At 71.1% G+C, this 14,419-nt stretch carries 11 protein-coding genes; 10 read left to right on the forward strand and 1 reads right to left on the reverse strand.

What is annotated here, in order from left to right; all coding sequences use genetic code 11:
• Window positions 1-37: 37 nt before the first annotated feature.
• From KBY32_RS28405 to KBY32_RS28420, 4 genes are all read left to right on the forward strand, one after another.
• Window positions 38-847, forward strand: a complete 810-nt coding sequence (locus KBY32_RS28405) for a type II secretion system F family protein (protein ID WP_210982110.1) — start codon at window positions 38-40, stop codon at window positions 845-847.
• A gap of 91 nt (window positions 848-938) precedes the next feature.
• On the forward strand, window positions 939-1,148 hold the full coding sequence (locus tag KBY32_RS28410; RefSeq protein WP_210982111.1) for a DUF4244 domain-containing protein: 210 nt from the start codon (window positions 939-941) through the stop codon (window positions 1,146-1,148).
• 112 nt (window positions 1,149-1,260) lie between these two features.
• Window positions 1,261-1,590 carry a TadE family type IV pilus minor pilin gene (locus KBY32_RS28415; protein WP_374225001.1) on the forward strand — a complete coding sequence of 110 codons (330 nt, stop codon included), beginning with the start codon at window positions 1,261-1,263 and terminating at the stop codon, window positions 1,588-1,590.
• Entirely contained in the window at window positions 1,587-2,078 is a 492-nt protein-coding gene (locus KBY32_RS28420) for an Rv3654c family TadE-like protein (RefSeq protein WP_374225002.1), read from the forward strand. Before KBY32_RS28415 ends, KBY32_RS28420 begins: the two co-directional genes overlap by 4 nt.
• 75 nt (window positions 2,079-2,153) lie before the next feature.
• On the opposite strand, the gene KBY32_RS28425 is transcribed toward KBY32_RS28420, so the two are convergent.
• The gene (locus tag KBY32_RS28425; RefSeq protein WP_247690111.1) at window positions 2,154-4,736 is read right to left on the reverse strand and encodes a DEAD/DEAH box helicase; all 2,583 of its coding nucleotides are present in this window, start codon (window positions 4,734-4,736) and stop codon (window positions 2,154-2,156) included.
• Between the two features lie 82 nt (window positions 4,737-4,818).
• Between KBY32_RS28425 and bldG the strand changes: the two genes are divergently transcribed.
• The 6 genes from bldG to topA all read left to right on the forward strand — a co-directional run bounded on the left by bldG (window position 4,819) and on the right by topA (window position 14,274).
• Window positions 4,819-5,160 carry an anti-sigma factor antagonist BldG gene (bldG, locus tag KBY32_RS28430; protein ID WP_010986038.1) on the forward strand — a complete coding sequence of 114 codons (342 nt, stop codon included), beginning with the start codon at window positions 4,819-4,821 and terminating at the stop codon, window positions 5,158-5,160.
• A gap of 122 nt (window positions 5,161-5,282) precedes the next feature.
• Window positions 5,283-5,708, forward strand: a complete 426-nt coding sequence (locus KBY32_RS28435; protein ID WP_210982114.1) for an ATP-binding protein — start codon at window positions 5,283-5,285, stop codon at window positions 5,706-5,708.
• 368 nt (window positions 5,709-6,076) lie between these two features.
• Window positions 6,077-8,482 (forward strand): sodium-translocating pyrophosphatase, encoded by a 2,406-nt coding sequence (locus KBY32_RS28440; RefSeq protein WP_210982115.1) that lies wholly within the window; start codon window positions 6,077-6,079, stop codon window positions 8,480-8,482.
• A gap of 276 nt (window positions 8,483-8,758) precedes the next feature.
• Window positions 8,759-9,340, forward strand: coding sequence for a hypothetical protein (locus KBY32_RS28445; RefSeq protein WP_055625059.1), 582 nt, complete (start codon window positions 8,759-8,761; stop codon window positions 9,338-9,340).
• Window positions 9,341-9,477: 137 nt separating this feature from the next.
• Window positions 9,478-11,013 (forward strand): methyltransferase, encoded by a 1,536-nt coding sequence (locus KBY32_RS28450; RefSeq protein WP_374225004.1) that lies wholly within the window; start codon window positions 9,478-9,480, stop codon window positions 11,011-11,013.
• A 423-nt stretch (window positions 11,014-11,436) separates the two neighbouring features.
• Window positions 11,437-14,274, forward strand: coding sequence for a type I DNA topoisomerase (topA, locus tag KBY32_RS28455; protein ID WP_055625058.1), 2,838 nt, complete (start codon window positions 11,437-11,439; stop codon window positions 14,272-14,274).
• Window positions 14,275-14,419 lie beyond the last annotated feature (145 nt).

Consider the following 14,419-nt stretch of genomic DNA (forward strand, 5'->3'; position numbering starts at 1 on the left):
AGCGACCTGGCATGTGCGACAGGAAGGAGGGTGTGAGGTGAGTGGGGAAGTTGTCCACAGGCTGGGGATGGCCGTGGGGGCGGCGCTGATCCTCGGGTGGCTGGTGCGGTGGTGGGCGGAAGTTCGCCGGGAGCGCCAGGTCAGGGGACGGCTGGCGGGCCTGTTGAGAGGTGCCGATCGGGGGCCGGGCCGTAGACGGCTCGATGTCAGGCGGGTGATGCGGCGGTGGGCGCCCGTGGCGGGCGTCGGAGCTGCGGGTTGGGCTCTCGTGGGTGGTGTGGCCGGGCTGCTGGTCGGAGTGGCCGGGGCGGTTGGGCTGTGGTGGTGGCGTCGGAGGAAGGACGCCGGTGCGGGGGCGGGGGCAGTTGGAGCGGGCGTGGACGCGGTCGACGGTGGCGAGGTGGCACGTCGACTCCCGCTCGCGGCAGATCTGTTGGCCGCATGCATCGCTGCCGGGGCCAGTCCGGTGATCGCCGCCCAGGCGGTGGGTGAGGCGTTGGGTGGTCCAGTCGGCGATGCGCTGGCGAGAGGCGCCGCGGAATGCCGGCTCGGCGGTGAACCGCGCGACGCCTGGCGGCGGTTGGCGTCCATGCCGGGGGCCGCGGGGCTGGCGCGGTTGCTGGAGCGCGCCGGGGTCTCGGGACTGCCGGCGGCTGGGCCGGTCGCACGGCTCGCGGCGGAGGCCCGCGCCGACTGGAGTCGTGCGTCGACGGAGAGGGCCAGGCGGGCGGCCGTCATGGTCACCGCTCCGGTGGGGCTGTGCTTCCTGCCCGCGTTCATCGCGGTCGGGGTGGCGCCGGTGGTCATCGGGCTGGCGGGCGGTGTGTTGGGAGGGGGAGGCGCATGACGGGGTGAGCCGTGAGGCGCGCGACAGGAGCGCGTCGAGCACGGATGCAAGTCGGCTCAATCAACGGGACCAAAGCTTACGGGGGTTACAGATGTTCAAGGCGGTACGGGCACGAATGGGTGCCATGACGGGCAGGGCGCGAACGGCGCGGAGGGACGCGGGGATGGTCACCTCCGAGTACGCGATGGGCATCGTGGCGGCGGTGGCGTTCGCCGTGGTGCTCTACAAGGTCGTGACGAGCGGGGAGGTCAGTGCGGAGCTGCAGGACATCGTGAAGCGGGCACTCGATGGCGGGGCGTGAGCGGGAGGAGGGACGCGGGTCGGGCGGTCGTCCGGCCCGCGGGGCCCTCGCCGACGGTGGAAAGGGCCGGTGGAGGCGGCGGGACGGTGTGCTGGGGTCGGATCGGGGGTTCGTGACGGCCGAGTCGGCTGTCGTCCTGCCGGTGCTCGTGATGTTCGCGATGGCGCTGGTGTGGGGTCTGCTCGTGGTGGCGGCGCAGATCCAGTGCGTGGACGCGGCCCGTACCGGGGCCCGCGCGGCGGCTCGGCAGGAGCCGGAGGCCGCCGTCGTCAAGGTCGCCGGTGATGTCGCACCGCGCGGGGCGAAGGTGACGGTCGCCCGGGAGGGTGCCGTGGTCCGCGTGGTCGTGGTGGCAAGACCGCCGGTGCTGCGCGGGCTCCCCTTCGAGGTGCGCGAGGAGGCCGTGGCGGCGGCGGAGGAGATGGTGGTGGTGGAGTCGTGAGCGCGCGGCGAGGGCTGAGGGCTCTCGGCAGGGCACCGGGCACGGCCCCAGGCAAGGCGTCGCGTACGGGCCCCGGCTCGGATCGGGGTTCGGCCACCGCCTGGAGTCTCGGTCTGATCGCCGTGCTGTGCGTCGTGTTCGGTGTGGTGCTGGCGCTCGGGCAGGCGGTCGTGATCCGGCATCGTGCGGCGGGCGGCGCCGATCTGGCCGCCCTCGCGGCGGCGGATCACTGGACGGAGGGCAGTGCCGGGGCCTGCGCCCGGGCGGAGCGGATCGCCGAGGAGACCGGGGCACGACTGGTGCGGTGCGTGGTCGTGGGCGATGTGTCGGACGTGACGGCGGCGGCCGGCCGGGGCCCGTTCACCGCGGAGGTGAGGGCGCGGGCGGGACCGGGAGGACCGGGCGCCGCTGGGACGCCGGGATCGCCGGAGGGAGGAGGGCCGCCTGGCAGCGAGGAGCCACAGAAGCGTCGCCGCGAGGGGCTGTGAGAGCGTCGCCACGAGGGCCGTAGGAGCGTCACCGGCAGGACTCGGGCGTCCGGCGACCCGATGAGCCGCCCCGCTCTACGCCCGGGCCGACTCCCCGTCCGCAGCCGAATCAGCCCCCATAGGGCCCTCGCCCTCCCGATCCGCCGCCCCCGCAGGACCCTCGCCCTCGCCCTCGCCCTCCGCCGCCCCCGCAGGACTCTCACCCTCACCCTCCGGCGCCCCCCGCAACAGCACCGAAAGCAGCCGCACCGCCCCCCGCTTGTGCAGTGGGTCGTTGCCGTTGCCGCACTTGGGGGACTGGATGCAGGACGGGCAGCCGGCCTCGCACTCGCAGGAGGCGATGGCCTCGCGGGTGGCCGTCAGCCAGGCGCGGGCGGTGTGGAAGGCGCGCTCCGCGAAGCCGGCGCCGCCGGGGTGACCGTCGTAGACGAAGACCGTGGGGAGCAGGGTGTCGGGGTGCAGCGGGATCGACACGCCGCCGATGTCCCAGCGGTCGCAGGTCGCGAAGAGGGGCAGCAGGCCGATCGAGGCGTGTTCGGCGGCGTGCAGGGCGCCGCCGAGGATCTCCGGGTTGATCCGGGCCTCGTCCAGCTGGTCCTCGGTGACCGTCCACCACACCGCGCGGGTGCGCAGCGTCCGAGGAGGGAGGTCGAGTTTCGCCTCGCCGAGCACTTCGCCCGTGATCAGCCGGCGCCGGAGGAAGGAGACCACCTGGTTGGTGACCTCGACGGAGCCGTAGCAGAGGCGGCCGTCGCCCCACGGGATCTCGGTCTCGGTCTCCAGGACGGAGATGGCCGTCGTGTCCCGGGCGACCGTGGAGTACGACGGGGACGCCTGTTCGACCAGGGCGACCGAGTCCTCCAGGTCGAGGGAGCGTACGAGATACGTGCGGCCCTGGTGCAGATGGACCGCGCCCTCGTGGACGCTCGTGTGCGCGGAGCCCGCGTCGACGGTGCCGAGCAGACGGCCCGTGCCCGCCTCGACGACCTGGACGGGGCGGCCGCCCTCGCCGCGGATGTCGGTGAGGTCGGCCGCCCGTTCCCGGCGGGTCCAGTGCCAGGCCTTGGTGCGGCGGCGCAGCAGCCTCGCCGCCTCCAGCTGGGGCAGCAGTCCCTCGGCCTCCGGGCCGAAGAGGGTCAGGTCCTCCTCGGTCAGGGGGATCTCGGCGGCGGCCGCGCACAGGTGCGGGGCGAGGACGTACGGGTTGTCGGGGTCGAGGACCGTCGACTCCACCGGGCGGTCGAAGAGGGCCTCCGGGTGGTGGACGAGGTAGGTGTCCAGCGGGTCGTCGCGGGCGACCAGGACGGCCAGCGCGCCCTGCCCGGAGCGGCCGGCCCGTCCGGCCTGCTGCCACAGGGAGGCGCGGGTGCCCGGGTAGCCGGAGATCAGGACGGCGTCCAGGCCGGAGACGTCGATGCCGAGTTCCAGGGCGGTGGTGGCGGACAGGCCGAGGAGTTCGCCGGAGTGCAGGGCCTGTTCCAGGGCGCGGCGCTCCTCGGGGAGGTAGCCGCCCCGGTAGGCCGCGACACGCCCGGCGAGCGAGCGATCGACTTCGGCCAGTCGTTCCTGCGCGATGACCGAGATGAGCTCGGCGCCGCGCCGGGAGCGGACGAAGGCGACCGAGCGGATGCCCTGCACCGCGAGGTCGGTCAGGAGGTCCGCCGTCTCGGCGGTGGCCGTACGCCGGACGGGTGCGCCCTTCTCTCCCTGGAGGTCGGTGAGCGGGGGCTCCCAGAGGGCGAAGACGAGTTCGCCGCGCGGGGAGGCGTCGTCGGCGATCTCGACGACCGGCAGCCCGGTCAGGCGCCGGGCTGCGACGGCCGGCTCGGCGGCGGTGGCGGACGCCAGCAGGAAGACGGGGGAGGAGCCGTAGCGGGCGCACAGGCGGCGCAGACGCCGCAGCACCTGGGCGACATGGGAGCCGAAGACACCGCGGTAGGTGTGGCACTCGTCGATCACGACGTACTTCAGCGCCTTGAGGAAGGAGGACCAGCGCGGGTGGGACGGGAGTATGCCCCGGTGGAGCATGTCGGGGTTGGTGAGGACGTAGTTCGCGTACTGGCGGATCCACTCGCGTTCCTCGAACGGCGTATCGCCGTCGTACACGGCCGGCCGGACCGAATTGCCCAGCGGATGTGAAAGTTCCTTCACGGAACGGCACTGATCCGCCGCGAGTGCCTTCGTCGGGGACAGGTACAGGGTGGTCGCGCCACGCCCGTTCGGGGCCTCGGAGCCGTCGAGGAGCGAGGAGAGGACCGGGACGAGATACGCCAGGGACTTGCCGGAGGCGGTGCCCGTGGCGACGACGACGGACTCGCCGTCCAGGGCGTGCTCGGCGGCCCGTGCCTGGTGGGCCCAGGGATGTTCGATACCGGCGCGCTGTACGGCGGCGATGACCTCGGCGCGGATCCGGTCCGGCCAGACGGCATGGCGACCCGCTCGCGGGGGCACATGCTCCGTATGAGTGATGCGCGAAGCCCGACTCGGCCCCGAGGCGAGTCGGCCCAGCACCGCGCCCGGGTCCACCCGGGAGACGGGGCCCGTCGGGGATCGATCGGATCGGTGATTCTCGGCCATCGGCACCGAGTGTGTCACTGGCGTGACGGACAATGGGACCAAGGCGTCGTGCACGCCTGCCGGTAAGTGATCGAATGCCATCGCGGCTGGCGAACCGTCCTTGGGGTTGCAAGCCGAGGTGTCCCGAGGGGCGACCGCTCGATAGCAAGGTGCTGGAGGATCCGTGGACCTGTCCCTGTCGACCCGTACCGTCGGCGATCGTACGGTCGTCGAGGTCGGTGGCGAAATCGACGTATATACCGCGCCCAAGCTGCGCGAGCAGCTGGTCGAGCTGGTGAACGACGGGAATTTTCACCTCGTCGTCGACATGGAGGGCGTGGACTTCCTCGACTCCACCGGGCTCGGCGTGCTGGTCGGCGGCCTGAAGCGCGTGCGTGCCCATGAGGGCTCCCTGCGCCTGGTCTGCAACCAGGAGCGCATTCTCAAGATTTTCCGTATCACCGGTCTGACCAAGGTGTTCCCGATCCACACCTCGGTCGAGGAAGCGGTGGCGGCGACCGACTGAGTCACCGCACCCGGGGGCGCGGTGACGCGTGCCCGGGCTGGGAGAAGTGGTAGGAGACGGGGGACCGGGCTTTCGGCGGCCCGGTCCCCCTGACAGCACGCCCGAAGTTCCGAGGGGGATGCATGGCCACCGTTGAACTCCGCTTCAGCGCGCTGCCCGAGCACGTCAGGACCGCCCGCTTGGTGGCGGCAGCGGTGGCGCGCAGGGCCGGAGTGGACGAGGCCGTCCTGGACGAGGTCAGGCTCGCCGTGGGCGAGGCGTGCAGCCGTGCCGTCGGACTGCATCAGAGTGTCGGCATCACGGCACCGGTGAAGGTGGCGCTGATCGAGGAGGAGAAGCAGTTCTCCATCGAGGTCGGCGACGAGGCGCCGCACACCGTTCCCGGTGAGCGGGTCGCCGGCGCCGACGACATCGACGCCGAGGAGGACGAGATGGGCCTCGCGGTCATCAGCGGGCTCGTCGACGACGTCGAGGTCTCGGCGGGCGAGCACGGCGGGCTGATCCGTATGACGTGGCCGACCGCGTCGCAGACCGTGGTGCTTCCCTGAGACGTCGGGCTGCCACGCCGGCCTGGCAGGTCGACTGACACGCCGGCCCGACCCACCCCCGCACTTCCCGAAGGGGCCCTGCTGAGCAGGGCCCCTTCGGGTTTTATCGTATGGCGGCGGTGAATTCGTGAAGTAATTCACGATCGATTGTCGGATCATTGATCAAGGTCGCGATCATCCGATCAAGGGTCAATCAGGGCGTCAATGGTTTTGGGGCATTAGCACTTTCGGGTTCTGTGGCCGGATGTCGATCATTTGCTGAACGGCATGTGAAGGCCAATTCCGTTTACCGCCATCTGTTTTGATCAGGTTCCGGTACCTAGAATCCGTCCACATCTTGAGCTCAGCCCAAGCGTCAAGGAGGACGAATGGCGGGGCTTTCTACCCCTCATCAGCTTGACTACCCCACTACCCTCGCAGCGGCCGTACTGACGGATGACAACCGGGTCATCATCTCGGTGATCGGCGTGGTCGCCCTGGCGGCGCTCGTCGTCGCCGGCGTCCTGGTCCGTCAGGTGCTCGCGGCGGGCGAGGGCACCGACAGCATGAAGAAGATCGCCGCCGCGGTCCAGGAAGGAGCCAACGCCTATCTGGCCCGGCAGCTGCGCACGCTCGGTGTATTCGCCGTCGTCGTGTTCTTCCTGCTCATGCTGCTGCCCGCGGACGACTGGAATCAGCGCATCGGCCGATCGGTCTTCTTCCTGATCGGCGCCGGATTCTCGGCGGCCACCGGCTATATCGGCATGTGGCTCGCCGTGCGCAGTAATGTGCGCGTCGCCGCGGCGGCCCGGGAAGCGACCCCCGCGGAAGGTGAGCCGGAAAAGGATCTCACCGCCGTCTCGCACAAAGCCATGAAGATCGCTTTCCGCACGGGCGGCGTCGTCGGCATGTTCACAGTGGGGCTCGGTCTGCTGGGCGCCTCCTGTGTGGTGCTCGTCTACGCGGCCGACGCGCCGAAGGTGCTCGAAGGATTCGGTCTCGGTGCCGCGCTGATCGCGATGTTCATGCGTGTCGGCGGCGGCATCTTCACCAAGGCCGCCGACGTCGGCGCCGACCTGGTCGGCAAGGTCGAACAGGGCATTCCGGAGGACGACCCGCGCAATGCCGCGACCATCGCCGACAACGTGGGCGACAACGTCGGCGACTGCGCCGGAATGGCGGCCGACCTCTTCGAGTCGTACGCGGTGACGCTGGTCGCCGCCCTGATCCTCGGGTCGGCCGCGTTCGGCGACTCGGGGCTCGCGTTCCCGCTGATCGTGCCCGCGATCGGCGTGATCACCGCGATGATCGGCATCTTCGCGGTGGCCCCGCGCCGGTCCGACCGCAGCGGCATGACCGCGATCAACCGCGGGTTCTTCATCTCCGCGGTCATCTCGATCGTGCTCGTCGCGATCGCCGTGTTCGCCTACCTGCCGTCGTCGTACGCGGATCTCGACGGCGTCACCGACGGCGCCATCGCGGCCAAGGACGGCGACCCGCGGATCCTGGCGCTCGTCGCCGTCGGCATCGGCATCCTGCTCGCGGCCGTCATCCAGCAGCTGACCGGCTACTTCACCGAGACCAACCGGCGTCCCGTCCGGGACATCGGCAAGACCTCGCTGACCGGTCCCGCGACCGTCGTCCTCGCCGGCATCTCCGTCGGCCTGGAGTCCGCCGTCTACACCGCGCTGCTCATCGGGCTCGGCGTGTACGGGGCGTTCCTGCTCGGCGGCACCTCGATCATGCTGGCGCTGTTCGCGGTGGCGCTGGCCGGCACCGGCCTGCTCACCACGGTCGGCGTGATCGTCGCCATGGACACCTTCGGACCGGTCTCCGACAACGCGCAGGGCATCGCCGAGATGTCAGGCGACGTCGAGGGGGCGGGCGCCCAGGTGCTCACCAACCTGGACGCGGTCGGCAACACCACCAAGGCCATCACCAAGGGCATCGCCATCGCCACCGCCGTGCTGGCCGCGGCGGCGCTCTTCGGGTCGTACCGCGACGCCATCACCACCGGTGCGCGGGACGTCGGCGAGAAGCTCACCGGCGAGGGCGCGCCGATGAACCTGATGATGGACATCTCGCAGCCCAACAACCTGGTCGGCCTGATCGCCGGCGCGGCCGTCGTGTTCCTCTTCTCGGGACTCGCCATCAACGCCGTGTCCCGGTCGGCGGGCGCGGTGGTCTACGAGGTGCGGCGGCAGTTCCGTGAGCGGCCCGGGATCATGGACTACACGGAGAAGCCGGAGTACGGCAAGGTCGTGGACATCTGTACCCGGGACGCCCTGCGCGAGCTCGCCACGCCCGGTCTGCTCGCCGTGATGGCGCCCATCTTCATCGGGTTCACGCTCGGCGTCGGCGCCCTGGGCGCCTTCCTGGCGGGCGCGATCGGCTGCGGCACGCTCATGGCGGTCTTCCTCGCCAACTCCGGAGGCGCCTGGGACAACGCGAAGAAGCTCGTCGAGGACGGCCACCACGGCGGCAAGGGCAGCGAGGCCCATGCCGCGACGGTGATCGGTGACACGGTCGGCGACCCGTTCAAGGACACCGCGGGCCCGGCGATCAACCCGTTGCTGAAGGTGATGAACCTCGTCGCGCTGCTCATCGCGCCCGCGGTCATCCAGTTCAGCTACGGCGACGACAAGAACGTCGCCGTACGGGTCCTGATCGCCGTCGCCTCGCTCCTGGTGATCGTCGGCTCGGTCTATGTGTCCAAGCGGCGCGGCATCGCCATGGGCGACGACGGCAACGCGGAGAGGGTGTCCAAGCCGGCGGATCCCGCGGTGGTCTCGTAGGCGGTCTTACGACTGCCCGACTGCCCGACTGCCCGACTGCCCGACTGCCCGACTGCCCGGCTGCAGGCTGCAGGCTGCAGGGCTCCAGGGGCGGGCGGACCGGCGCGATCCATGTGCCGGCCGCCCGCCCCTCGCCTGTTCACGCCCCACGCCGTGACCCTTGTCTCACATGGTGTAAACAGCGCGAAGAGGTAATAAAAGCCGCAAATAGCACGCTGTCATCATCTGCCCGCCGTGTAGGGTCCCGTGGCCGAGAGCCACGAAGGGACCAAACCGGTGAACAAGAAGCTCGCGGCCGCGCTGTCCGGCGGTGCGGTACTGATACTGGCGCTGACCGGCTGCACGAGCGAAGAGGGCAACAAGGAGCTCGACGCCTGGGCCAAGAAGGTCTGCGACCAGGTGCCGGCCCAGAACGCCAAGATCTCGGCCGCCTACGTCGCGATCACCAAGGCGGCCAAGGACACCTCCAGCACGCCCAAGGAACTGCAGGCCGCCGACTCCAAGGCCTTCCAGGACCTCGCCGACGGCTACAAGGCGCGCGCCGCGCTCATCCGCGACGCCGGAGCGCCCCCCGGCGTCGAGGGCGGCGCCAAGAACCAGCAGGACGTCGTCAAGAAGCTGACCGACCTCTCCGCCGCCTACGCCGATCTGAAGAAGCAGGTCGACGGGCTGAACACCAAGGACCAGGGGAAGTTCGCCTCCGGCCTCAAGGACGTGTCGGCCGAGATGAAGCAGGTCGAGACGCAGCGTCAGAACGCCATCGCCTCGCTGAAGAAGCTCGAGTCGGGCGATGTGAAGACGGCACTCACCTCGCAGGACGGCTGCAAGCAGGCCGTCGAGTCCGGGGCCGCCGGCTGAGCGCCGCATGAGGCGGCGCGGGTCACAATGAGGGCGTGAGTGACTCCCGCCAGCCTGACCCGACCGTCCTGACCGACCCGAGCGCCCCGACCGACAGGAGCGTCCCGGCCGATACGAGCGTTGCGGCCGACCGGGCCGTGCCGACCGGCCCGGCGGTCCTGTCCGACCTTCCCGCGCTGCCCGGCTCCGGCCGGACGGACGCCGCGGCCCGTCTGCGGGAGGCCCTGCTCGGGGCCTCCTTCACCGCCGACGGGCTGCTGGAGCTGCTCGGCGCGCCCGCGTACGCGGCGCTCGCCCGCAGCGAGACGGTCCCCGCGCTCCGGGCCACGCGCGGCGACAGCCCGCTGGAGGCGCTCGTACGGCTGTTCCTGCTCCAGCAGCCGGTGCCGTACGCGCGCGTGGCGGACGTGCTGCCCGCCGACCTGTGCCTGGAGAGCGGCTGGCTGGCCCGGGCAGGCGGCGACGACGTCCGTGCCACGGTCGACGTCCGGCCGTACGGCGGGCCGCAGGGCGAGGACTGGTTCATCGTGTCCGACCTCGGATGCGCGGTCGGCGGGGCCGGTGGCATCGGGAACAAGGCCGAGGAGGTCGTCCTCGGCGTCGGCGGCGCCTCCACGACGCTCGCCGGGATCACCGTGCGCACGCCCGTCGCCGCCGCGCTCGACCTCGGGACCGGCTCCGGCATCCAGGCCCTGCACGCCGCGCAGCACGCCACACGCGTCACGGCGACCGACCTCAACCCCCGCGCCCTGCACATCACCGCGCTGACCCTGGCCCTCTCCGGTGCCCCGGCGGCGGACCTGCGGGAAGGGTCGCTGTTCGAGCCGCTGAAGGACGGGGAGACGTACGACCTGATCGTGTCCAATCCGCCCTTCGTGATCTCGCCGGGCGCCCGGCTCACCTACCGCGACGGCGGGATGGGCGGCGACGACCTGTGCCGCGCGGTCGTCCAGGGGGCGGGCGAGCGCCTGAACGAGGGCGGGTACGCCCAGTTCCTCGCCAACTGGCAGCACGTGGAGGGCGAGGACTGGCAGGACCGGGTGCGGGCGTGGGTGCCGCGCGGCTGCGACGCGTGGATCGTGCAGCGCGAGGTCCAGGACGTCACGCAGTACGCCGAGCTGTGGCTGCGGGACGCCGGTGACCACCGGGGCGACACGGCCGCGTACCAGGCGCGCTACGACGCGTGGCTGGACGAGTTCGAGGCGCGCAAGGTGAAGGCCGTCGGGTTCGGCTGGGTCACCCTGCGCCGGACGTCGGCCGCCGTGCCGACGGTCACGGTCGAGGAGTGGCCGCACCCCGTCGAGCAGCCGCTCGGCGACACCGTGCGCGCGCACTTCGAACGCCTCGACTATCTGCGCGACCGGGACGACGCCGCCCTGCTGGAGGACCGTTTCCGGCTGGTCGGCGAGGTCGTGCAGGAGCAGATCGGGCTGCCCGGCGCCGAGGACCCCGAGCATGTGGTGCTGCGCCAGCACCGGGGCATGCGGCGGGCCACCCAGGTCGACACGGTCGGCGCGGGATTCGCCGGTGTGTGCGACGGCTCGCTGACCGCGGGCCGGATCCTGGACGCCATCGCCCAGCTGATGAACGACGACCCGGTGGTGCTGCGCGACCGGACGCCCGCCCAGATCCGGTTGCTCGTGGAGCAGGGCTTCCTCGAACCGGCACGCTGACCGGACGCCGGGCCGGTTCCCGGGGGGCGGGCGAAACAGGCCAACCTCCCGGGGCCGGCCGCGCGGGCCCTTCGAGGCTCGCCCCCGGTGTGAACCCCGTCGCATCGGCGGTGCTCGCGGGCCCGGTCCCGGCGCTCGCGGCGATCATCGGCGGCCGGGGCTTCTTCCGGCTGTGGGAACGGCTCGTGAGCTGCGCGGCCGATAATTGGGGGTCGATCTTCCGGAAAGGCTCGAAAAGGCCGGTGGCCACTCCGGGCGGCAGGAATGGCGGAAGTCGGGTTACCGTTCGAGTGGCCGTTGCGGGCTTTTCCCGTTTGACAACGGGGCGGGATGTACCGTCACACTCCGCAGCGTCACCACCACCCGACCCCGGGCGCAACCGATCCTGGGGAGGCCCAGCGTCGACCGGAGAGAAGAGCGAAGTTGTCCCCGACCAGCGAGACCGCACAGGGCGGCCGCCGACTCGTCATCGTCGAGTCGCCTGCCAAGGCGAAGACGATCAAGGGCTACCTCGGCCCCGGCTACGTAGTCGAGGCGAGCGTCGGGCACATCCGCGACCTTCCCAACGGCGCCGCCGAGGTGCCGGAGAAGTACACGGGTGAGGTCCGCCGTCTCGGCGTCGACGTCGAACACGACTTTGCGCCGATCTATGTGGTCAACGCCGATAAGAAGGCTCAGGTCAAGAAGCTCAAGGACCTGCTGAAGGAATCCGACGAGCTCTTCCTCGCCACCGATGAGGACCGCGAGGGCGAGGCCATCGCCTGGCATCTCCAGGAGGTGCTGAAGCCGAAGGTCCCGGTCAAGCGGATGGTCTTCCACGAGATCACCAAGGCCGCGATCCAGGCCGCCGTCGCCAATCCGCGGGAACTGAACCAGAAGCTGGTCGACGCCCAGGAGACCCGCCGCATCCTCGACCGCCTCTACGGCTACGAGGTCTCGCCGGTCCTGTGGAAGAAGGTCATGCCGCGCCTGTCGGCCGGCCGTGTCCAGTCCGTCGCGACCCGTCTCGTCGTCGAGCGGGAACGCGAGCGCATCGCGTTCCGCTCCGCCGAGTACTGGGACCTGACGGGCACCTTCTCGACCGGCCGCGCCGGAGACTCCTCGGACCCGTCGACGCTGGTCGCCCGCCTCCAGACCGTCGACGGCAGGCGGGTCGCGCAGGGCCGCGACTTCGACTCCCTGGGGCAGCTCAAGAGCGCGAACACCCTGCACCTCGACGAGGCGAACGCCCGCGCGCTGGCCGCCGCCCTGGAGCAGACGCAGTTCGCCGTCCGCTCCGTCGAGTCCAAGCCGTACCGCCGCTCGCCGTACGCCCCGTTCCGTACGACGACGCTGCAGCAGGAGGCGAGCCGCAAGCTCGGCTTCGGCGCGAAGGCCACGATGCAGATCGCGCAGAAGCTGTACGAGAACGGCTACATCACGTACATGCGTACCGACTCGACGACGCTGAGCGACACCGCGATCGCGGCCGCCCGCGCGCAGGTCACGCAGCTGTACGGCGCCGACTACCTGCCCCCGCAGCCCCGCACCTACGCGGGCAAGGTGAAGAACGCGCAGGAGGCGCACGAGGCGATCCGCCCCTCCGGCGACCGCTTCCGCACGCCCGCCGAGACCGGTCTGACCGGCGACCAGTTCAAGCTCTACGAGCTGATCTGGAAGCGGACCGTCGCCTCCCAGATGAAGGACGCGACCGGCAACAGCGTGACCGTCAAGATCGGCGGCACCGCGGCCGACGGCCGGGACGTCGAATTCAGCGCCTCCGGCAAGACGATCACCTTCCACGGCTTCCTCAAGGCGTACGTCGAGGGCGCCGACGACCCGAACGCCGAGCTGGACGACCGCGAGCGCCGGTTGCCGCAGGTCGGCGAGGGCGACCGGCTCGGCGCCGAGGAGATCACGGTCGACGGGCACGCCACCAAGCCCCCGGCCCGCTACACCGAGGCGTCCCTGGTCAAGGAGCTCGAGGAGCGCGAGATCGGCCGCCCGTCGACGTACGCGTCGATCATCGGCACGATCCTCGACCGCGGCTACGTGTTCAAGAAGGGCACGGCGCTCGTGCCGTCCTTCCTGTCCTTCGCCGTGGTCAACCTCCTGGAGAAGCACTTCGGGCGGCTCGTCGACTACGACTTCACCGCCAAGATGGAGGACGACCTCGACCGCATCGCCCGCGGCGAGGCCCAGTCCGTGCCGTGGCTCAAGCGCTTCTACTTCGGTGAGGGCGACGGCCCGGGTATCGGTGGCGCGGCCGAGGCCGGCAACGGCGACGGCGACCACCTCGGCGGCCTCAAGGAGCTGGTGACCGACCTGGGCGCGATCGACGCCCGCGAGGTCTCCTCGTTCCCGGTCGGCAACGGCATCGTGCTGCGCGTCGGCCGCTACGGCCCTTACATCGAGCGCGGCGAGAAGGACACCGAGGAGCACCAGCGCGCCGACATCCCGGAGGACCTGGCGCCCGACGAGCTGACGGTCGAGCTGGCCGAGGAACTGCTGGCCAAGCCCAGCGGCGACTTCGAGCTGGGCACCGACCCGGCCACCGGCCACACCATCGTCGCGAAGGACGGCCGCTACGGCCCGTACGTCACCGAGGTGCTCCCCGAGGGCACCCCGAAAACCGGCAAGAACGCGGTGAAGCCGCGGACCGCCTCCCTCTTCAAGTCGATGTCGCTCGACACGGTGACGCTGGACGACGCCCTGAAGCTGATGTCGCTGCCGCGCGTCGTCGGCAAGGACGCGGACGGCCAGGAGATCACCGCGCAGAACGGCCGCTACGGCCCGTATCTGAAGAAGGGCACGGACTCGCGGTCGCTGCAGTCCGAGGAGCAGCTCTTCACGATCACGCTGGACGAGGCGCTGGCGATCTACGCCCAGCCCAAGCAGCGCGGGCGCGCGGCCGCCAAGCCGCCGCTGAAGGAGCTCGGCACCGACCCGGTCAGCGAGAAGCCCGTCGTCGTCAAGGACGGCCGCTTCGGCCCGTATGTGACGGACGGCGAGACGAACGCGACCCTGCGCTCCGGCGACAGCGTCGAGACGATCACCCCGGAGCGCGGCTTCGAGCTGCTGGCCGAGAAGCGGGCGAAGGCCCCCGCGAAGAAGACGGCGAAGAAGACGGCCGCGAAGAAGACGACCGCCAAGAAGGCCGCCCCGGCCAAGAAGACGGCCGCCAAGAAGACCGCGGCGAAGAAGACGACGGCCAAGACGGCGACGGCCAAGAAGACGGCGGCGAAGAAGACCGCCGCGCCGGCCTCGCCCAGCGACGACTGAGACGGGGGCCGGTCCGGCTCTTCCGGCCGGATCGCGGCTCTCCAATCGGGCTGTCCCGGCGGCCGGTTGAGGGGCCGTTCCCCCTTCCGGGTTCGCAAAACGAACGCCTCGGCATCAGTTTGGTGTCGGGGCGGGCGTACGTTCG

Origin of the sequence: Streptomyces sp. RK62 (assembly GCF_018070255.1) — a bacterium.
Taxonomy (GTDB): domain Bacteria; phylum Actinomycetota; class Actinomycetes; order Streptomycetales; family Streptomycetaceae; genus Streptomyces; species Streptomyces nigra.